This window comes from Paenibacillus sp. FSL R5-0475 (assembly GCF_038004585.1).
GTDB lineage: Bacteria > Bacillota > Bacilli > Paenibacillales > Paenibacillaceae > Paenibacillus_AQ.
Window position 1 is genome coordinate 4433048 of record NZ_JBBORK010000001.1, and the last position, 22158, is coordinate 4455205.

General features: G+C 45.2%; 15 protein-coding genes. 8 read left to right on the forward strand and 7 right to left on the reverse strand.

The annotated features are described in order from the left end of the window. The first annotated feature begins 130 nt into the window (after positions 1-130). Both MKX41_RS19870 and MKX41_RS19875 read left to right on the forward strand, forming a co-directional pair. Positions 131-1315, forward strand: coding sequence for a copper amine oxidase N-terminal domain-containing protein (locus MKX41_RS19870; protein WP_340972759.1), 1185 nt, complete (start codon positions 131-133; stop codon positions 1313-1315). A 20-nt stretch (positions 1316-1335) separates the two neighbouring features. Then, the gene (locus MKX41_RS19875; RefSeq protein WP_340972760.1) at positions 1336-2775 is read left to right on the forward strand and encodes a S41 family peptidase; all 1440 of its coding nucleotides are present in this window, start codon (positions 1336-1338) and stop codon (positions 2773-2775) included. A gap of 126 nt (positions 2776-2901) precedes the next feature. On the opposite strand, the gene MKX41_RS19880 is transcribed toward MKX41_RS19875, so the two are convergent. Together MKX41_RS19880 and lipA are read right to left on the reverse strand one after the other, a co-directional pair. Further along, positions 2902-3519 carry a YutD family protein gene (locus MKX41_RS19880; protein ID WP_081951311.1) on the reverse strand — a complete coding sequence of 206 codons (618 nt, stop codon included), beginning with the start codon at positions 3517-3519 and terminating at the stop codon, positions 2902-2904. A gap of 333 nt (positions 3520-3852) precedes the next feature. Further along, positions 3853-4758 carry a lipoyl synthase gene (gene lipA / locus MKX41_RS19885; RefSeq protein WP_042191639.1) on the reverse strand — a complete coding sequence of 302 codons (906 nt, stop codon included), beginning with the start codon at positions 4756-4758 and terminating at the stop codon, positions 3853-3855. 294 nt (positions 4759-5052) lie between these two features. Between lipA and MKX41_RS19890 the strand changes: the two genes are divergently transcribed. After that, complete coding sequence (locus MKX41_RS19890; protein WP_042194496.1) at positions 5053-6126, forward strand: M23 family metallopeptidase; 1074 nt, start codon at positions 5053-5055, stop codon at positions 6124-6126. A 157-nt stretch (positions 6127-6283) separates the two neighbouring features. Here MKX41_RS19890 and MKX41_RS19895 read toward each other — a convergent pair whose 3' ends face one another. Then, on the reverse strand, positions 6284-7984 hold the full coding sequence (locus MKX41_RS19895) for an alpha amylase N-terminal ig-like domain-containing protein (protein ID WP_340972763.1): 1701 nt from the start codon (positions 7982-7984) through the stop codon (positions 6284-6286). A gap of 121 nt (positions 7985-8105) precedes the next feature. Between MKX41_RS19895 and MKX41_RS19900 the strand changes: the two genes are divergently transcribed. Next, entirely contained in the window at positions 8106-9137 is a 1032-nt protein-coding gene (locus tag MKX41_RS19900) for a LacI family DNA-binding transcriptional regulator (RefSeq protein WP_339798512.1), read from the forward strand. A 125-nt stretch (positions 9138-9262) separates the two neighbouring features. Here MKX41_RS19900 and MKX41_RS19905 read toward each other — a convergent pair whose 3' ends face one another. The 4 genes from MKX41_RS19905 to MKX41_RS19920 all read right to left on the reverse strand — a co-directional run bounded on the left by MKX41_RS19905 (position 9263) and on the right by MKX41_RS19920 (position 14485). After that, positions 9263-12268 carry a carbohydrate binding domain-containing protein gene (locus MKX41_RS19905; protein WP_340972764.1) on the reverse strand — a complete coding sequence of 1002 codons (3006 nt, stop codon included), beginning with the start codon at positions 12266-12268 and terminating at the stop codon, positions 9263-9265. A gap of 263 nt (positions 12269-12531) precedes the next feature. Continuing rightward, positions 12532-13197 (reverse strand): alpha/beta hydrolase, encoded by a 666-nt coding sequence (locus MKX41_RS19910; protein WP_042191649.1) that lies wholly within the window; start codon positions 13195-13197, stop codon positions 12532-12534. 151 nt (positions 13198-13348) lie between these two features. After that, the gene (locus tag MKX41_RS19915; protein WP_042191651.1) at positions 13349-13930 is read right to left on the reverse strand and encodes a hypothetical protein; all 582 of its coding nucleotides are present in this window, start codon (positions 13928-13930) and stop codon (positions 13349-13351) included. Between the two features lie 18 nt (positions 13931-13948). Further along, on the reverse strand, positions 13949-14485 hold the full coding sequence (locus MKX41_RS19920; protein ID WP_339243436.1) for a hypothetical protein: 537 nt from the start codon (positions 14483-14485) through the stop codon (positions 13949-13951). A 369-nt stretch (positions 14486-14854) separates the two neighbouring features. On the opposite strand from MKX41_RS19920, the gene MKX41_RS19925 reads away from it, so the two are divergent. The 4 genes from MKX41_RS19925 to MKX41_RS19940 all read left to right on the forward strand — a co-directional run bounded on the left by MKX41_RS19925 (position 14855) and on the right by MKX41_RS19940 (position 22133). After that, on the forward strand, positions 14855-16555 hold the full coding sequence (locus MKX41_RS19925; protein ID WP_340972765.1) for a DUF6385 domain-containing protein: 1701 nt from the start codon (positions 14855-14857) through the stop codon (positions 16553-16555). Positions 16556-16708: 153 nt separating this feature from the next. Next, positions 16709-18751, forward strand: coding sequence for a glycosyltransferase family 2 protein (locus MKX41_RS19930; protein ID WP_042191656.1), 2043 nt, complete (start codon positions 16709-16711; stop codon positions 18749-18751). Beyond that, positions 18748-20169, forward strand: coding sequence for a tetratricopeptide repeat-containing glycosyltransferase family 2 protein (locus MKX41_RS19935; protein ID WP_340972766.1), 1422 nt, complete (start codon positions 18748-18750; stop codon positions 20167-20169). Before MKX41_RS19930 ends, MKX41_RS19935 begins: the two co-directional genes overlap by 4 nt. A 14-nt stretch (positions 20170-20183) precedes the next feature. Further along, positions 20184-22133, forward strand: a complete 1950-nt coding sequence (locus tag MKX41_RS19940) for a glycosyltransferase (RefSeq protein ID WP_340972767.1) — start codon at positions 20184-20186, stop codon at positions 22131-22133. Positions 22134-22158: the final 25 nt, after the last annotated feature.

The window sequence follows — 22158 nt, forward strand, 5'->3', positions numbered from 1 at the left end:
GTGGCTGGAGATATCCATTTCTCCGGCTTTTTTGTGTGACAAAACTAACACCAACTGATAGACTGAGAGAGAAGCCAAATGGTATAATGAGGCTATTTTACAAAGAGTTACATAAAAGGAGAGAGTACTGTTGAAAAGATTTTTATCCCTCTTAAGCATAAGTCTACTGGCCCTCATACTTGCGGTCCCGGCTTTTGCAGCATCGAAACCAATTGATGTTTATATTAACGGAAGTAAGGTTTCCTTCACCGCTGGATCCCCATACTTAGCGAACAATTCTGTACTTGTACCTTTCCGGGTTGTATTTGAGAAGCTTGGACTTCAAGTTCTCTGGGATGCCAAAACTGGAACGGTAACAGGAAAAAGTTCAAATCTTGCGATTACCCTCAAAATTGGCAGTAACCGCGCTACTGTTAACGGAACCGTTAAAAAACTAACCACTGCACCAGTTTCCTCAGCCGGCACTACATACATCCCTTTGCGTTTTATCGCCGAGGCAACCGGGGGCACAGCTGTCTGGAATTCTACTAGTAGAAGTGTACAAATTACTACTCCTGTCTCCAAAGGTAAGGACGAAGCAGCCATTACAGCATTAATCCGTTTGTCTAATCAATATTTCAATGAAGAAAAAGCGACTAGCTTCTACTCCCTTATGGATTCGGAGTACTCTTACACGGAATCAGTGGCCGAACTCAATGAATCTTTTAAAGCTTTCGATATAAAGAATACTATTGATAGCTTGGAAATCCTCGACATTACAGCTGACGAAGCCACTGTGTATACGCTTGAAAGTTCACGCAGAATAGGTGGGGCTTATACTCCAGATACAGAGAATGAATACGTATATACCCTGGTCCGCAAGAACGGAAGCTGGAAGATTTCATCCGTGGAATCCCAAAGCTCGACCGTTCTCCTTACTCGTGAACAAGGTATAAAACCAGCAGCCAACATCCCTCAAAACGATGCGGATGCCATCAAAGGTACTATTAGCAAGTATTATCAAGCAATGAACGAACAGAATCCTACAGCAGTTCTTTCCACGATGACTTCATATGGAGAAGAATATGATTCCTCTCTCAAGGCAGATTTGGATGATTTCTTTGCTTCGTATGATATTACCTATACTCCAGGCATTTCAAATATTTATTATTACAGTGCCAAAGAAGCTGCTATATATGTAGAAAGCAAAGACAAGGAAGCTAGTGAAGAGGAGACTTATGAGCAGGGCCTTATCTATATTCTATCCAAGTCGGATACTGGTGTATGGACAATCGATGACACATATAGCGTCTACAATAAACTTGTGAAATCCTAATAAAAAGGGTGTTTGATTCCATGAAATCAAAAAAAATAATAAGTGCACTGTTAACCAGCTGTCTAGCTTTATCTATTACATTTGCTCCACTGGCTTCCGCTGCAGATGCCGCTAAAGCCTCCACAGACAACAGTGATCTTATTAATGAAGTAATGAAGCTATTGGAGAACTATAATCTTTCAGATGTAGATAAAGATATTTTGATTCGCGGAGCAATTGACGGCATGGTGAACACACTGGATGATCCATACAGCCAATACTTCAATTCCGAGGAAGCGGCGCAATTTGAACATGCGGTTGATCTCGAATACGTTGGCATCGGTGTTAAACTTCAATATACGCCAACAGAGCTCTACATCGAAGAAATCTCTCCAGGTTCTCCTGCTGAAAAGGCAGGTTTGAAACGCGGCGATACGATTCTCAAAATCAACGGAATACCTGTTGACGAAACGGATGATTCGGAACTAAGTGGAGCCGCGGGCACTAAGGTCACCCTGCTGATCCTCAGAAATGGTGTCACAAAATCTTATGTTGTCACCCGAAATGAATTGAACTCGACTTCCGTTTTTGGAACCCTCATTGGTCCGAAGATTGCCTATATTTCGCTAAGTGGTTTCACACAGAATTCTGATGAAGAATTCGCCGCTATGCTGAAGAAGATGCGTACAGCGGGAATGAAATCCATGGTGCTTGATTTACGTGATAACTTGGGTGGCTACATGGATTCGGCATACAACATTGCCTCTAGTTTTATGGATAAAGGCATCATGATGTATACCTCTGATCAAAGTGGCGCGTTAACTCCTGTAACGATCACTAGTGGCAGCAAAATCGGTGTGCCTGTCGTAATTCTAACCAACGAATACACTGCAAGTGCGTCAGAAGCTCTTACGGGCGCCCTGCGCGACAACAAGCTGGCTACTGTTGTAGGCACTCGTTCTTACGGCAAAGCGCGTATTCAAAGCCTACTTCCAGTGTCTAATGGCGACATGCTGAAATTGACCACGCAGAAATATCTAACACCTAAAAAAGAAGACTTTAATCACATCGGTCTCGCACCGGATATTGAGGTAAAAGGGAAAACTGCACAGTTGATTACCGCCCTGCAGATTGCTGGAATGAAGACTTTAGAAGTCACCGGAGATCATCATATCTTAAATATCAACGGGGTTCCTTTTGCTGGTAATGTTGGTCTTGTGAAGCAGGGCGATAAAACTTATGCTTCATCGCTGGTGCTGGCTGCGCTTGTCGAGGGCGAGATCACCTGGGATGCCAAGAACAAGAAGATCATCGTAAAGAGCGGAACAGGCACGTCTACCGGCTTTACGCTTTCCTCCAAAGAGGCGCTATCTCAGAATGGTGAGACCTACATTGAATTAAATGCCTTTAAGAAGAAGTTTCCGGCACTCGTATGGAGTTACAATGCTACACAAAAGCAATTGAAATTATCTATAAAATAATCCATAAGAAAAGGCAGCAATTCTCCAGAGATGGGGTTTGCTGCCTTTATTATTTGTACATATCTATTCAAAAGAAAAAAGCTGTCTCATTCGTAGAAGGACTCTACTTATGGTCAGCTTTCATCGTTAAGATTGTGGATTTTCTATGTTTTGTGTGTTTTGTGTGTTTTGATTATTTTGAGGCTTTTGTGTGTTTTGGGGTTTTTGGGATTGACCTTGTGGTGGTCTGCTTTGAAATTCCTTTTTGGATTTCTTCCCTTGCGAATCTTTACCCCGGTGATTTCGACTTTGATGTTCTCTCAAAGGTCTATCCTTAGCAGAAGTCATCTCTTTAAATGCAGCAGATGAATTCGAACCTTGCTTAGATGATGTTTCTTTAGAGGAGAGCTCTTTATCTATAGCCGCTCCATCATTATCTTCAGCTTCTAGCTCCGAATCTTCTTCCTCACTCGGCTCTGGTATTTCTTTGATCAGAATATCCTTGAACAAACCCTCTTGTGGTACCTCTTTTAACTTATGCAACACAAAATATGCGCAGCCAAAATTGCAATATTCATTAATATAATCGACCATGCCAGAAATCGCTGTATCCCGATTCACCTTTGGGTGGTTGTCCCGATAAAAACCTTTCAAACGCAGCTGACTGTAACCCCAGTCACCAATAATGTAGTCGTATCTTTCCAGCACTTCGCTATATCTTCCGCGAAACGCCTCCGGATTCCAACCATCCTTATGATCTAACATTAGTTCGTAGCCTTTTCCGCCTATAACGATCAAACCTTTTGTCGCCTGCCTTTCGAAGGAAAGTATTTTCGTTGATTATGCCGTCATTTCCGAGAAATATTGGGCTTTCGGTCGCTGTTGTTGATTAATTTCTTCTATTTGAACCGCATCAGCGGTGAAATTAATCAACAAAGGCGAACGCTACGCTCCTACAGCTCCAACATTTCTCTCCAATGACTCAAATCAACGTTTTTTTATGTGTAACCTATGGGCTGAGTGTTTCAGAACGCTATCGCTCCTTCAACCCTCTCCTTAATAAAACCTTTTTGTGACTTTGTCACTATTTCAAAAAAATTAACTAGAAGAAACCGTGCGCTCCTCACGAGCTTGAGCGGCAGATTTCACCTGCTCATGCGCACGATAAGAGCTGCGAACAAGCGGAGCTGATTCCACATGGCTAAAGCCACGCTTCAATCCCTCTTCCTTAAGCAGCGCAAATTCCTCTGGTGGATAATATTTCTCCACATTCAAATGCTTTGGAGAAGGCTGCAAGTATTGTCCTAAAGTCAATATATCACAATTTACGGCTCGTAAATCATCCATTGCTTGTAAAATCTCATCCCACTCTTCACCGACTCCAAGCATAATGCTTGATTTGGTAGGAATATCCGGCTTCATTTCCTTGGCTCTGCGCAGCAGTTCCATCGAACGGCGATACTTCGCTTTAGCCCGTACACGGTCTGACATCCGTTCCACCGTCTCAATATTATGGTTAAGAATGTCTGGATTACTGTTCATAACAATCTCTAGACTATTCCGTTCTCCCAGGAAATCTGGAATCAATACTTCAACACTACATAACGGAAGGCGTTTACGAATTGCCGCTACCGTCTCAGCAAAAATCTGAGCGCCACCATCCGCAAGATCATCACGGGCCACACTGGTCACCACGCAATGGCGAAGGTTCATTCCCTCTGCAGCTTCTGCTACACGTTCAGGTTCCTGCAGGTCCAGCTCTGTCGGCAACCCTGTATTCACAGCGCAGAAACGGCATGCGCGAGTACATATATCACCAAGAATCATAAAGGTAGCCGTTCGATTTGCCCAACATTCATAAATATTCGGACACCTAGCTTCTTCACATACGGTATGTAAAGTTTTAGAACGCATCATGCTCTTGATTTCCTGATAGTTATCACCGGTAGTTAGCTTGATTCTAATCCAATCCGGCTTAGGCTGCTTTGCTGTTTTATTCGTCAAAATAATAAACCCCGCTTCCTCCTGAATGTGATGCTGCAGATGAAAGATGCTGCCTCATATTATACCATGTGCGCTTTACAATTGCCTGTTTTTGTGAAATATGCAGGGCATCTCAATTTCGATTCCGGCGAAGAATTTACTGGTACCTTTAGACAAGAACGGATAAAAAGTAGCCTTTTGCTTCAATCTATAATAAAAGCTTTATCCGAAGTGCCTACATTCAATTCTACGCCCGGACAAAAGGAGGCTGTTATCTTGCTGGCCCTATTTAAGAATACTAATAACCGGAGATCTATGTTATGTCTGTCCGCGGCCGCTATCCTTTGGGGTGGTTTAGGCCTTCCCGTTCCAGCAGCTGCAGTACAGGCTACAGTCCAACCGGTGGAAAGCAGCGGCAATTCTGTTAATGCTAGCAAAGAATCCATATGGTCTGCCCGTAGGGGGATTTATGATCAACTGAGTGCAGCCACTGGAATCCCTTGGTTTAGATTCGCAGCCATTGATCAATATGAACGCACCATCGCCAAAAAAGGTTCCTCAGACAAACCCGTCACCAACCGTCTTACTGGAATCATGATTCCAGCACCCGTATGGTCCGGTCCACTCAACCCGGATCAGGAGGATACTTCTCCTGAATCCATCACTTTCTTTAACGGCTTCGGCCGTGATGGCTCAGGTGATGGAATCGCCGATCCAGAGAATGATGCTGATGTTCTATATAGTATGGCTAGACACTTGCAGAAATATGGTGATTCAGCTAATGATTTCAGCATTGGCATTTGGGAGTATTATCACAATGGTCGTGCCTCTCAGCGCATAGCTCAGTTCGCCAAGCTATATGAACATTTTGGTCGGCTTGACCTATCAGGTAATGCTTTTCCACTTCCCTTAAGTAATTCTTATTCTTATCGTAGCACTTGGGGAACCGGCAGAAGCTGGGGTGGGGCACGTATTCACGAAGGGACTGACCTCTTTGCACCGCAAGGTATGCCAGTACGCAGCACCTGCTTTGGTTTAGTGGAAACTAAAGGCTGGAACCGCTACGGTGGCTGGAGAATTGGAATTCGTGATATCGAGAACCGTTACCATTATTACGCCCATTTATCCGGGTATAACAAATCCATTTCTCGTGGAGATATCGTCTCACCAGGTGAAATCATTGGCTGGGTTGGCAGCTCAGGTTACGGAAATCCAGGAACACAAGGGAAATTCCCGCCACATCTACATTTTGGCATCTACCGTGACCGAGGGATTACTGAATGGGCTTTTGACCCTTTTCCGTTGCTAAAACAATGGGAGAATCAGGAGTATAGAGACTTAAAGAACAAAAATAAAAAAAGTGCTACAAACAAGGAAAAACGCCTTTAGCGTCCCTAAAGGACGGTCAGCGTTTATGCGAGAAATATAAGGATAATCTTATACTTTCTTAAATTTTAAAAAAGAAACGGCTTCGCCATCCTTTGGAGATGACACCCGTTTCTTGATGAATAAGGCCCCTTCTTTTGAAGAGAGGCCTTATACTATTTTAGTACAACATTAAACATCCAAACGGTTCAATGCTCACTATAAGCTTGTTATTATTTTTAAAAGTAGCTCCTGACAGTAAATCGGTAAGCAAATTCTTATCCGAACGATATACATTAAGCTCAAGCTCGTACGCGTTCGGAGAGTTATTGATAATTAAACCTATCTTCTCTTGATCTATTCCCCGTGTATAACCGAAGACATTACGGACTTCATCCGTGAACCAAGGACGAAACTTACCTTTTCGTAGAATATCACAGCTTTTTCTTAGGAAAATCAGCTCTTGATACCACTTCAGCAGCGCTGTATTTTGAGCTTGCTCTTGCCATACCATAGCTTTTCTACAGTGAGGGTCCGTAGCTCCTTCCATCCCAACCTCATCCCCATAATAGATCATCGGAATACCGATATAAGTCATCTGAAAAAAAACTGCCAACCTCATGCGCTGTATTGCCGTACTCTCGCGGTCCCAGCCACGTCCCCCCTCCTTACACGCTGTAAGAAAACGCAACGTATCATGACTGCCAATCAATTGAAACATAGCCGAATTCGCCTGGTCATTATACAACGCCTCCTGATGGAGTACTTGCTCCATAAAGCGATCAGGCCCTGTTGACTGCTCTGCAAAAAATTCCAGCACGGCATCCCGAAGCACATAATTCATGCCACCATCGAATTGATCCCCTCTAAGCCAAGGCCCAGAAGCATGCATTATCTCTCCAATGAGTAGAATTTCAGGAAATTCAGACTTGAGCTCTTGCCGAAACCGGGACCAAAAAGCCGGGTTGACCTCATTCGCTACATCAAGACGCCAGCCGTCTATTTCTGTTTCACGAATCCAATACTTGGCAACTCCAATCATATAATCTGCCGTCTTGGGATGATCCATATTCAGCTTAGGCATATGCGCTTCAGCTTTAGCGAATGTCTCATAATTCGGGGCAGGCGTCTGTGTTACGGGAAAAGAACGAATAAAGAACCAATCTTTATAAGGAGACTGCTCGCCTTTTTCCATCACATCTTTAAATGCAAAGAATTGATCTCCCGAATGATTAAACACGGCATCCAAAATGACCCTAATTCCATGGCGATGTGCCTCACTGACTAGCGTCTTCAATCCATCTACATCGCCAAATGCAGGGTCGATCTTATAATAATCGGAGGTGTTATATTTATGCTCGGAAGGAGACTCAAATACAGGCGTCATGTAAATAGTGTTCACACCAAGCTGCTGTAGATAAGGTATTTTGTCCGTAATGCCTTTTAGAGTTCCACCATTGTAGCTGCTAGGATAAATTTGATAGGTCACCGCATCCTGGCTCCATAACGGTAACTTCAAAGCCTCAGAATGATGAAGATATGCATATTGAAAAGAACCTGCACGCTCCCGATTCTCCGATGCGCCCCTCTCTCCATACCAGATATACTGCCCCGCAGCATTCGCTATATGGAATAGATATCTGCTTCTTCTAGTGCTGGTCTGAATAATTGCTTCGTGAATCTCATAAATACCGGCCGACCCAATTCGCTCCATCTGCAAAGGAACTTCTTGCCCCGGAGAATCATAACGATCCGAGTGGATTACGGTACAGGATAATTGCTGTCCAGCTTGTGTAAATAATCTGAGCTTCAGGGTCCCTGTACCTACAGGATAGGCAAATGGATCTTCACTTGTATGATATACAAACCATGATTGAGGCATAACTTATGGACTCCTTCTATACTTTTATCGTTCTATCTATCTGTTCATACATCATTAGAGAGACTGCTAAATTTGTGTTATTATGGTTACAAATACCGTTTTCAAGTTATGAGGGACGACGATGAAAGTAACGATTTCTGATATTGCTAAAGCAGCCAATGTGGCTAAATCTACTGTATCTAAAGTACTAAATGATTCCCCAAAAATATCACAGGAAACGAAACAAAAGGTTCGAGAGATTATGAAGCAAATGAACTACACGCCAAGCAGTATCGCTACTGGGTTAGCTAGACAAAGCAGCTGCAATATTGGCTTACTGGTCGATATGTCTAAAGAAAGTGAGTTTCTGAACCAATTCTTCTACAACATTATTGGTGGAATCGAGAGCGTAATTGCACCTTTAAAATACGAGCTGACCATTTCCAATGTGCAACATAGCAGTCCAGAAGGCCATTTTCTAAATAGGCTTGTGTTTAGTAAACGTGTCGACGGTATTATTGCCAACAACTCTGTGCTGACTGAAGAGCTATCTGAAGAACTGAATCAACTGGAGTTTCCTTACATCTCCATTGGAGAGATTATGCCCCCCGGAAGTTGGGTTGATTTCGATAATGAAGCAGGCGGCAACATGCTGACCGAGCATCTCATCGAACAAAGTTATTCAAAGATAGCCTTCATAGGCGGGCAGCAGCAGGAAAAAATTTATACACATCGCCTAGGTGGATACTTAAGCGCATTACAGCAGGCTGACCTTACCGTTCCTCAGCAATGGATCATTAACTGCAAGGCTGATGAACATGATAGCTATCATGCTGCCCTTGAGCTTTTGCAGCGTGAAGAACGGCCAGACTCTGTGGTGTGTATGAACAGTTATGTAGCCTTTGGGGTGCTTCAAGCCGCAAAAGCACTCGGAATTGATGTTCCATCTGAACTCGGCATCGCCGCTTTCGATGAATATCCGCTGTCCCGTTATACAACACCTCCTTTAACTTCGCTTAATATCGATACGTTTAAGCTGGGTGTATCTTCAGGGCAGCTGCTGATGGAGCGCATTCGTGGCAATGATGCGCCCCACAAGCATTTGCTACTAGAGCCAGAACTAATTCCTCGTGAATCCACGATGAGAGCTAAATTCTCTGGAGCAACTTCATAATTGGACTACTTTTCTATTGTATCTTCTACAATGAAAAAGCTTCGTACTACTTACCAAGGAGCGGCCCCACACGGGGGGCCGCTCCTTGTCATGTGAAAGGTATTTTGATCCACTCTTATAGTAACTTATAGATCTTTCCAACGCTGCACGGTCAGGTTCACTGTTTGTGCGCCGCCTGCTGGAGTAAGCGTTCGATTGGAAATGTCCGATCCGTTCGAGTTTACCTCTACATTAGTCCAAGCGCCCCGCGTAACTTTATATTGCACCGCTGTTCCTGCTGGTAAGCTCAGTGTGATGGAATACACCCCATCACTACCTTTAGTCAGTTGATAGGCTGGATCCGCTGCATTCCAGCTGTTGAAGGTACCGGTAAGATACACAGGTCCGCTCGCCGGAGTAGACGCTGGAACATTTACACGAAACGTCACACTGTCTGCTTGAGGTTCCCCTGCGCTGATACTTCCGTTCACTAGACTCCAGGTTCCATCATCAAAATGGTAATTACTGCTGCCGTTGTTATCCCATGTACCACTGCCATTATTAAAGGCTGCGGTCAGTCCGGCTGCAGTGCCCAGCTGAATTGTGATCGACTTATATCCTGGGAAAGAAGAAGCTTGAAGCTGTTCACCAGGAGCCGTCGTCCAGACTGTCGCCCCATCCAGCTTGTAATGAATGTAAGAGCTGCTGTAAGCCGTATTCTTATAATAGATCGTTGCAGTGTTGCCAGTCGGTGTAGTCGTTGGTGTTGGGGTTACCGTTGGCGTTGGCGTTGGCGTTGGGGTTACCGTTGGCGTTGGCGTTGGGGTTACTGTCGGAGTTGGTGTCGGTGTTACTGTTGGTGTCGGTGTCGGTGTCGGTGTTACTGTTGATGTTGGCGTCGGTGTTACTGTTGGTGTTGGCGTTGGTGTCACTGGTCCACCCGATGTAATACTTCCTGTTGGCGTATAAGTCCAGGTTCCAGTACCGAATAGATAGTTGCTCCCCCCGTTACTGTCCCATGTGCCACTGCCGTTGTTAAAGCATGCTTCAAGCTGGCTGGCGGAACCGATATTAATCGTTATTTTGTTGTATCCGGCTACTTCAGATACAGGTATAGCCACACCCGGAGATGTCGTCCATGTACCTCCTACTGGGCGATAATGAATATAAGGCGAGGTATAACCTTGCTTATAGTAAATCGTGACACTGTTCCCTGCTGGTGTTGTAATAGAAGCAATCGCACTAAGAAGAGATAGATTGCCTGCGGCATCAAATGCTTTTACCGTGTAGTTATAGGTAGTGCTAGCGGATAAACCATTGTCCGTATAGGATGTAGTCGCCGTTGTGCCTACCTTGACACCATTACGATAAACTTCATATCCAGTTACGCCTACGTTGTCGGTAGAAGCCGTCCAGCTGATCAAAGCGCTAGATGCATTCTGAACAGTTGCCGTTACATTAGTCGGAGTGGTTGGAGGAACTGTTTCTGATGGTTGTTGTTGTTTCGCATAGATTTTGGCTGAATTCGCACCTACAGTTACAGTAATTTGCTTTCCAGTTACTCCGCCTGATTGTACAGTCACTGTATCTGCAGTATTCAGCTGATTATACAAAACTGTTCCTGCGGTCAAACTACTCTCGGCACGTAGCGGGATGGTTACCGTTTGCGAACCATTAGATTGATTACTAAATACAGAGATAGCTTCTTGACCTTGATTAGTTCCAGTGTCGATACGACGTGAGAAGGCATATAAGTTCTGTGCAGCCCACATTTCACGTTGAGTACCTGTACGTAGTGCTGGGTTATTTTTACGAATTTCATTAAGTTTGGCTACGTGCTTGTAGGTGCTGGCATTTTCATTAAAATAGTTCTCAATCACGTTTCCGCTTGCATCCCGTTTCACCATAGACCAACGGTTCCAAGTATCCGCAATACCGCCTGTCATGATCTGACTGTTGCCATTGCCTTTGTTCTGCTCTGTTCCTTGGAAGACAACCGGTGTTCCACGAACTGTAAAAATAAAGGTTAAAGCATTCTGCAGCTTATCAACGCTTCCCCCGGCTTCCGTTAGAAAACGGTTGCGGTCATGATTGTCGATAAAGGTAACCATGTGATTGGCATTCCCGTTGTAGTAGGAATCCTGTGCCAAGGTGCTTTTGATATTGGACTCAAAAGACTGTCCATAAGCAAAGCTGTTAAGTACGGAGAAGAACATTGGGAAATCGAGCATGCCCCATTCCTTATTGTTTCCGACCCAACGTGAGACAAATTCAGCATTTCCGTCGAAATTCTCGCCAAATGTATTAACACCCAGATAATTTTGTAGCTCACCAATATCTGTTGGCTTCATCAGCTTGGCAGCATCCACACGTGCACCGTCAGCGCCTGTATAATCAAACCAGCCTTTGATGGAATCGAATATCGCCTGCTTAGCCGCAGGAACATCAAAATCAATGTCATCTAGCCCGCCCAAATCATGATTCTCTAAGTAATCCTGCGCCCACTGGTCATATCTTCCATCCGCTAGAGACCAGTTAATATCTCCATTATGGTGGTACCATGCTGGATTATTGAACGGAGCCACTGGCTGCAATGATGGGATATCATAATAGGCTTGAGAACCTAGCATATAATCACCGACGTGGTTTGGCACAACGTCAATCACTACTTTGATGCCAAGCGCATGTGCGGAATCCACAAGCTCTTTCAGCTTCTCCTTCGTTCCGAAGTATGGATTGGCAGCGTTAGGGTTCTTAACGTTGTATCCGTGATAGGCTGTATTTTTACCGGTACCGTTGTTTTCCCGGTTAGTCATTTGTGGCTCAGCCACTGGGGAAATCCAAATCGCGGTATAGCCCATATTTTTAATATATGATAGCTTATCGATAATCCCCTGCCAGTCTCCGCCTTTCATATAACGGAAATCTTCCTCAGAGTTTTCTCCATAGCGAATTGCCGCACCAGTAGCATTGTTGGAAGTATCTCCATCATTAAATCGGTCAACCATAATCTGATAAATAGTGTCGTTTTCATTAATCGTGCCGATGCTTGCCGCTTCAGCTTTTTGCGGTGTTAAGACAAACAAATTAATCACGGTAGAAAGAAGAATAGATGTAATTAGAACGGGTACATACCATAACCTACGTTTCATTGCGTGCATCTCCCTCTCTTATTAAAGCGTATTCATAACACTCTAAAGCCTACTTCCTTGATTAAAAACCAAGCCCACCCAGTGATGTCTCTAATGTTTTTAACGTCTTTAACACAAAAAACAAATAATTTTAGGGAAACCGGTTTCCCAACTAAAAATTACCATGATTGTGAATGCGTTGTCAAGCTATAAAATTTAAAATTCCCAAGAAAAAGAGCCTCCTTATTGGGGGCTCTTTGGGGTTCATTATTCACCTTATATGCTTAGCTTCCTACACTCTGAATAAAATGCAGTACTTCATTCATAATCCGGTCCTTATCTTCACAATGACAAACCATATGACCACTGTTATCCACCATTATCACCTGTTTTTGGGCTGTAGGAATCGTATGCTGCAGGAAGTCAGCGCTTCGAGTCTTCACCAGATGATCTCGCTTACCCTGCACGATCAAGGTTGGAGTCTCAATATGCGGATAGATTGAAAAACTCTCCCGGACCAATCGTTGAAACTCTCTCGTCGCCCTTGGGGGCGTTGAAGTGAATTTATTAATATACGTTTTTAGCATGGAAAAGCTCCCAAGAGTCTTAAGAATCTCCACAGGATTCAGCGGAAATACGGGAGTGGACAATAAAGTAAGGGATTTGATCCAGGGTTTATACCGTACAGAAAGATGTGAAGCAATAAGGGCACCGGTAGAAAAGCCGATCAGATGAACACCTTCATCCGTCTTTAACAGCTCTGTCAATTCATCTTCAGCACTCTGTTGCCAATCATGTCGATCCGAATGCAATAAATCATTCCTGCTCCCCCCATGCCCTTTCAGGGTAAACGTTCTGGAACGGTAATTATGCTGCTCCATAAACTGGGACAAGGGAGAGATCTCATGCTCACCTCCGGTAAAGCCATGAATAAATAAACAACTTTCCATAATTGTCCCTCTTTTCACATTCCAATCTGACATGCAACTTTATTGTATAATGCCAATCCCCTTTATTTTCTATACATTCCACCCTTTTATGTAAAACCTCAACCCAAGTGATGTCAAGGTTCAGCTCTGTGAATGGTTCGCAGCAAGAACGCTATTGTTCCCACCAAAGAAGACCCAACGCTGAGGTAATCGTTAAACCTACGGCGGAGCTGGATGAGGTTACGTTAGCACAAATAGCAGTCCCAGGCGGTACAATGATGCTGCCCGTAAAGTTCTGTGTGAAAGCCCCCGGTGCCAATTGATAATTGAAAAGCGTCGTTCCCCCGCTAATGGCTGCTGTGGAAGACTGAACGGTCATCGCACTCGTCGCCGAGCTGCCCAAATTATTATTCGTTGGCGTTAAGGTTGCTGGTGAAGTTAGCGTCCCTCCTTTTACAATTGTAAAGCTACCCGACATTGCGGATAGTAGAGAAGAACCGCCAATACTGCCGCTTATACGTGAGATATAAACAGTTTTTCCACTGCCTGAAGCATTACTAATCCGAATAGAAGCTATTGCGGATATTAGACTAAGTACGACCAAACTAGACGCAGATGTGTTAGTTGAATACAAGACTGCAGCCTGCGAAGCGCTTATTTCAGGCGGCGCGCTAATATCTGGCGCTTGGAAGGTGTTCACCATATCCACATAAAGCGGTTGATCGTTGTCGTTAAATACAAATTGATTAGGCATATTTATCCCCTCCTGTTTCTAATATTCCCACCAGCTGATAGACGTTGTCGCCGCTGATGACCCCGATGCAATCGTTACGGAGGTAGTGATGGAATTTCCGGGAGGAACAACAATTTGTCCAGTAAAATCAACAATGACCGGACCGACCGCCAGCAATAGAGATACTAGAGTAGCCGGACTTCCAGTAGGCGCAGCCGTAGAGGTTCTTGCTGTCATAACACTGGTTAACGCACTGCCAAAATTATAATTAATCGGTGTAACGGTGGTTCCGGTGACCGTAGCGTTCCGAAGTAGTGATAAAGTAACCGCCGCCGTCGCTGAGCTGGCAGTAACACGGGATACATATAAGGTACGTCCGCTTCCTCCCGGATTACTAATCTGAATAACTAACGGGGCAGCCGTCGTTACCGTAGAAGTAAATGGGATTCCAAACAATAACCCTGCCTTAGCTGCTCCCCCCTCAGGAGCTGAATCTATACCAGGTGCAACATACGTATTGACTTGTTCTGTAAAAAGTGGCTGGCTACTCTGATTGAATACTGAGTCGTTCGGCATGAGTTATCCTCCCCGTACTTAAGCTTATTCTATTTTATGCCACACTCAGTAACAGGTTGTGGGAATGTGCGTATATTGCTTTTTCTGCCCAATCACCCCCTATTTCCCACCATATATTAATATCAAACCATTCGAATGGCTAAGGATTGTCCCTATCGGTTTGCAGCTTATTGGACTGCGGTTTATTTTTAGGCTCAGGGCTCAAACGACGGTTTGGGCCTTTTCATGGATTGAGTTCCAGAAAGCCCGTAGGAAGTGAATGAAATCCATAACGGCCATTCAAAAGGTATTGGCAAGCAAGATTGTGTATACGTCCAAGCCCAGTCTTTTGGTATAACTCAATCATTTATAAGGAAAGGACGAGGAACTTTGCCTAACTATAGCTCTTTTCAAGCGAATCCTGATAATCTAAGAACGCTTATATTCGGCCGGGATGCCTCGCTGATTGATCATCCACTCACTACAGATCCAAGCGGAAATCTAACAACGATTATCCTTGACGGCACCATTTCCAGCGTGCTCGGCGCTACGATCACCGCGGGTACTTTGTCCTCCGCAGGTACAGTTACCAACATCCTTAACGGCACCATTACTAGCGTGCTCGGCGCTACAATTACTGCCGGTACTTTGTCCTCCGCAGGAACAGTTACAAACATCCTTAACGGCACCATTACTAGCGTGCTCGGCGCTACGATTACTGCGGGTACTTTGTCCTCCGCAGGTACAGTTACCAACATCCTTAACGGCACCATTACTAGCGTGCTCGGCGCTACAATTACTGCCGGTACTTTGTCCTCCGCAGGTACAGTTACCAATATCCTTAACGGGACTATTACTAGCGTACTCGGCGCTACAATTACTGCGGGTACTTTGTCCTCCGCAGGAACAGTTACCAACATCCTTAACGGGACTATTACTAGCGTGCTCGGCGCTACGATTACTGCCGGTACTTTGTCCTCCGCAGGTACTATTACCAACATCCTTGAGGGCACCATTACCAGCGTGCTCGGTGCTACCATTACTGCCGGTACAATCACTAGTGTGCTTGGGGCAACCATAACAGCAGGTACGTTATCCTCCGCCGGAACAGTTACAAACATCCTTAACGGCACCATTACTAGCGTGCTCGGCGCTACGATCACCGCGGGTACTTTGTCCTCCGCAGGTACTATTACTAACATCCTTGAGGGCACCATCACTAACGTGCTCGGCGCTACCATCACAGCTGGTACTCTATCTTCCGCAGGTACAGTCACCAACATCCTTAACGGGACTATCACCAGCGTACTCGGCGCTACGATCACCGCCGGTACTTTGTCCTCCGCAGGTACTATTACTAACATCCTTGAGGGCACCATCACTAACGTGCTCGGAGCCACCATCACAGCGGGTACTTTGTCCTCAGCAGGTACAGTCACCAACATCTTAAACGGCACCATCACCAGCGTACTCGGAGCCACCATCACAGCTGGTACTCTATCTTCCGCAGGTACAGTCACCAACATCCTTAACGGGACTATCACTAGTGTGCTCGGAGCTACGATTACTGCTGGTACTTTGTCTTCTGCAGGTACAGTCACCAACATCCTTAACGGCACCATCACCAGCGTACTCGGTGCCACCATCACAGCTGGTACTCTATCTTCCGCAGGTACAGTCACCAACATCCTTAACGGCACCATTACTAGTGTGCTCGGAGCTACGATCACAGCTGGTACTCTAAGTAGTGTCACTTCTATTTCACAACGCAGCTTTATAGAACAGACCACTACAGGTATTGCGACTGCTAATACCTATACACCTCTACCAGCCGTTACTACGAGCGTACTGGGAACGTATTCCTTCTTCATTAACAATACTGGGGCAAATCCGGTCAACACACGTGTGGAAATCAGTGCTGATGGAACGAACTATTTCGTCGATACCACGGGGGATAATCCTTTAGCAGCAGGCTCTATCGATGTCATCGTGCCAGCCAGATTCCTGAAATACACCCGCCTATCCTATCAATCAGCCAATTCTGGCTCTGCATCCACGATCAATGTAAGTTTCAATGCTCAGGGCACGTAATCCAAATGACCATCATATGTTGTAACAAGAAAGAGTACATGGATATCCATGTGCTTTTTCTTTAACTATAAGGACGCCGAAGGCGTTTATGCTTGTGTCAGCAGCTATACATATGTGCAACAAACACATAATGCTTTCCAAGGAGGAACAACCGTGAATAATATTACGCTTGGCGTCCACCTCATCGTAAAAGATGAAGCTGATCTCCTACCTCACTGTCTCGCAAGCATAGCTGGTGCTGACGAAATTGTGATGATCGATACGGGCTCTACCGACGAATCCATAGCTATTGCCGAAGCGTACGGGGCTAGAGTCTTCCAACGGGAATGGACAGACGATTTCGCGGCAGTTCGTAATGAAGGGCTCGTTCATGCCTCAACAAATTGGATTCTTATCCTTGATGCCGATGAGTGCTTGCAGACCCCACTTACAGAAATCCGCAGCCTTCTGCAGAACACACAAGCTCAGGCTTTTACAGTAAACATTGATAATTGGGTTGGCGTACGACCTGAAGATAAGGTAAAACACAGTGCAGTCCGCTTATTCCGAAATGGACAGGGTTATCAATATAGTGGAAGAATTCATGAGGGAATTGACACTTCAATCCTTAGCAAACATAACCTCTCGGCGATTGAGCACAGTCAACTTGAGATTATACACTTTGGATATTTACCTGAAATCATGACACGAAAAGATAAAATCAATCGAAATAGACACCTGCTGCACCTCGCTTTAACCGAATATCCGGATGATCCTTTCCACTCCTATAATTTAGCAGTAAACTTCTGTCAGGACGGTCGTCTTCTGGAAGCTGAGACGTTGCTTCGTCAAGGCCTTCACCATGTAGTACTCGAAGCCTCCTATCGTCCTACGATGATTAGGGATCTCTGTAAAATTTATCATGCTCAAGGAAAAATGAATGCGATTGACCCCTTGCTGATGATTGAACTGGAACGTTATGGCGACTATCCTGATTTGCATTTTTTGTTAGGGCAATCTTTGGAGAGCCAAGGCCTTTTGGAACGTGCGCTATTAGCTTATCAACATGCAGAGTCCATTCCTGAGCATGAGGTGCTTAGCGGAAAATATGTATGTGAACAAGGAATGAGTACCTTTCGCCCCCTATACCGGATGGGTTTAATCTCACAGCGGCTTGGTCTTCTTGAGGATGCTGCGAGATTTTTTCATCGTGCACTTCAACACCATTCTTTATATACGCCCGCCTTGCAGGGGATTGCTGCTGCTTTTCAACGCTTAGCTGTCCCTGATGAGGAAATCGCAACTTTACTAATCCAACTCGTTCCCCCAACTACCTCAATCAGTAGATCCGCGATCATTGACAGTTTATATGAGATAAACGCTTATGAGACCATAACTACCTTATCCCGAGATATTTTTCCATTGGAATTGGATACTGCATGTAGAATCATCTCATCACTCATCATCACCGGCAAGCTAGAAGACGCGAGTACAGCTATAGGGCAGATGACCTCACTGGCTTCCCAAGATCACCTTGGTTTAGAGCATCAAAAGCAGTGGTATACTCTTTGGGCCATTTGCCAATGGGAACGATATGGAGAATTTAAAAAGGACTTGCTCAACCATATATCAGGTGAACTTCGTTCTGGACTGGAATACATTGAGCGATCCCAACGCCAACGAGTGGCATGTCCGGTAGAAATAGAGGTAGATCACATATATTCCTCATTCCTTTCCGACCTCATCGGGCAATCCGTAAAGCTGCATCAGCTCACACTTAGTCATACTTTAGTGGACTTGTTCCCTGCTTATCGATCTGAATTTGCCACAGCATTATATAAAGAAGGGAATTGGCAGGCCGCAGGAGAGGAATTTATTGTACTTGTTCGTGATAAGATCGCCGATGCAAGCGTGCTTTTTTATATTGGTGAGATGATCTTTGACAAAGGGCATTATTCCGAAGCCAGTGAATGGTTTCAGCAAGCGCTGGAACAAGAGCCTGAGCATGAATCCGCAAGAATCGGCTTATCCCTCTGTTATCTTCAGCAAGCGAAGCTGAGTATGGAAGATGCTCTACAAAGTTTAAAGGATGCCCATGCTCATGGCCCCTTGCAGGAGGATATCGGAGCTATCCGTAAATCCATTACCTTGCTAAATCGTACATCTTGGCACACTCAGTGGAGCTTCCGTCAGAGCGAAGGGAGGTCATCCCTATGAACCACTCAAGAAGAAAGCCACTAATTTCCTTATGCATGATCGTTAAGAACGAAGGAGATAGCTTGAGCCAATGTTTAAAAAGCGTACGCGGAGTCGTCGATGAGATCATTGTAGTCGATACTGGATCCAACGACGCCACGGTTCAAATTGCCCTAAGCTTCGGGGCCAAAATCATACAACACCCTTGGAGCGGCGACTTTGCTGCTGCCCGCAACGCAGGTCTCCAGCAGGCCCATGGACAATGGATTCTTGTTCTAGATGGAGATGAGGAATTAAGTGAGGAGAGCAAGGGAGAATTACTGCTATGTGCCGAGCATATGGAGTACGAGGCATTTTTCCTACGCATTCATAATCATAAAGGGCTAACCCCCGCTTCACAGACGATCACCGTCAATCCGATTATTCGGATGTTTCGTAATCGCCCTAAGTACCGGTTTAGCGGTATTATTCACGAACAGATCGCTGAGGCTATCATAACAGCTACACCTCAGGCACCGATGCATTTGACCACTGTAGTCATCCATCATTATGGTTACGCAGAAGGGGTAGTCGTCAAGAAAGATAAAATCAAACGAAATGTCGAGCTGCTGAAAGAGCAGCTAAGGTTAAATCCTAAAGATCCTTTCCACCATTTTAATATGGCTGTTGAGTATATGCGTCTGGGGGAGTATCAACCTGCTCTAAAACATATCCAACAATCACTAGAAGAGGCACCGCCTGATACAAGTTACATCCACCTGCTGCACAAATATGAAATTCGCTCGCTTGCAGAATTAAAAGATTATCCTGGGGCGCTTGCAGCTTGTGACCGTGGGATTAGCTCACATCCGGATTACCCAGACTTAGCTCATATCAAAGGGGCTCTACTCTTACAATTAGGTGCCTTTGCAGAAGCCAAAGTATCGTTGCTACAAGCGCTGGTCATCGGAGCTGCTCCTCCCGGCTACCATACTGAGGCTGGATTCGGTTCATATTTAACCTATTATATGCTGGGTCAATTATGTGAAGAGATGGGTGATGAGACCGAAGCCATTGCTTGTTACACCAAAACCGCACAGCTTCATCCCGAACCTACTCCCGTCATTGCCCGGCTACTACGAGCCCTGAAATGTGCAGGTCGTGAGAGTGAGATTTACGGTTGGTTCCACGCTCATCTGCCAGACTACACAGTGACTAAGAACAGGATTCTCCTAGAATTATTACAGAGTGAGGGATGTAATGAAGCAGCCGCACAGCTGATAAATGCCACAGAGCAGCCCATTTCTATAGAAGTGGCATTTAATCAAGCATCTGAGCAGGGGCGTTCACAGATTATGTTTGCGGATCGTCTGCTTGCTTCATTATCCTCTTCTGCTACCTATTCACCAGCGGTCAAAAGAGTACGCCTAGCTCTTCCGCTTCCCAAAGTTTCAGAATAGGAGGGACGTTTCCTATGACCACACCCGATATCACACTTTGTATGATCATTAAGAATGAGGCGAACCACCTGGAGAAATGCCTGTCTTCTGTGCAAGGAATCGTATCAGAAATCATCATTGTGGATACCGGGTCTGAGGATAATAGCATAGACATAGCAACTAAGTTCGGTGCAAAGATCATCGATATGACTTGGGAGAATGATTTCTCGAAAGCACGAAACCTAAGTCTGAAGCATGCAACTTCCTCTTGGATTCTAGTACTTGATGCCGATGAGGCTGTAGATCATTGGAGGAGGGAGCAGCTCCAGCACCTGCTGGACGCAGCGCATATTCACGGATATTGGCTACCCATTATCCACTATATCGGTGACGCCCCTGAAGCGGATTTTGTTACCGATCATGTCTGCCGCTTGTTCAGAAACGATAAAAGAATCATCTTTCGTGGAATCATTCATGAGGAGACGGCCAGCAGCATTTGGGAGCTTCCTGCGGGGGAGATCGCTTACGCTGAATTGCGTATTTATCACTACGGTTATTTAGAGGATGAACTACAGCACAAAAATAAATACCAGCGCAATTTAGCTCTCATCAATAGTGGTCTGCAGCTTCAACCGAACCATCTAATCCTTCGTTATGCACTAGGGGTAGAGCATTATCAACAGGAACAATATCATGCAGCGGCAGATGTACTTCTTCCATTACTCGCTGATGTTCCAACCCAATCCGGGTATGCCTCCGATATTTATCTAAAGACTGCCTATGCCTTACAACGATGTAACAGGCAGCAGGAATCTGAGGAAGTCTTTCATGCGGGGAGCTTATTGTTTCCTGATTTCACTGATTTATTAGAGGGCTATGCTGCTTTGTTGCTCGAACAAGGACAGCTTAGACAAGCTAGACACTTCTTGCAGCAAGCACTGAAGAGCGGAGATACAGCACATCCATATCCATCTTCTTCGGGAAGTGGAACGTATCGAACAGAACTACTAGCGGGCAGAGTATGCGAGAAGTTATTTCTATATCCAAACGCGCGGGAACACTACGAGGATGCTATACAATTCAAACCAGATTATACGGATGCGTGGAAACAGCTTGTCCCACTAAGCCTGCTATCCGGAGAGAGGTTAAGTATGATCGCATTGACCCGCTGCCATATCCACGCTCTCTCACCAATTACCTTAGGCTATCTTGTGCCCGCGGCGCTCAATGCTCGTGACTTTGAATGGCTGGTCACTCTCTCTTTTGCTTCGCAGCTACCGTTAGCCGTTCAAACCATTGTGCAGGCTTTCCTTGATTGTACTCAGCAGCAAGAGGGGGAACACACCCTAGCACCGCTTGAGCAGCTGCTTCATAATCCATCTATTCTCTCCGAACGTTCATCTATACTCGGCTATCTCTGGGCTTTGTCTTGCCGTGCTGGAGATACTGAATCAGCCATGAAGTGGCTTATCTCCATATCGCCATACAGACCGGGGATGCTAACAATTCATCATATCTTAACAGGTCGTTCTGACATTAAGCCTGCTCTTCCTGATCTGAGCTACGCTATGCAATTGCTGCTTCAGGTCGGTGCTTGGGATAGTGTATTATCGCTTTATAGACAATCAGAGGGCTCTTTATTCCAGTGGTGCAAGCTGCCGCAGCCCTTATACTATGGATTGCTTGAGGCTCCTATCCCCGTAAAGAAACAGTGGTGTTCCATCTATCTCAGTCAAACCCCTCATTATAATGCCTCGACGGACTGTGCCGAATGGCTATTATATGTGGCAATAGCTTGCTCCTGTGGTGAAACTCCAAAGATCGCTCAATCAGATGAAATGGCTTTGCGCAGAATCGGGGGAACTACCGCTGCAGTCGGTCTCTCATACTACAAGCTCATACTCGCGGCAAAAGCTTATCCCCATGGGATTTCCTCAGTTCAAATCCCATGGGGGCTGCTCGTCAGATCTGCCAGTCAGACCTAACCGACTGGCAGATTCGGATTTCAGA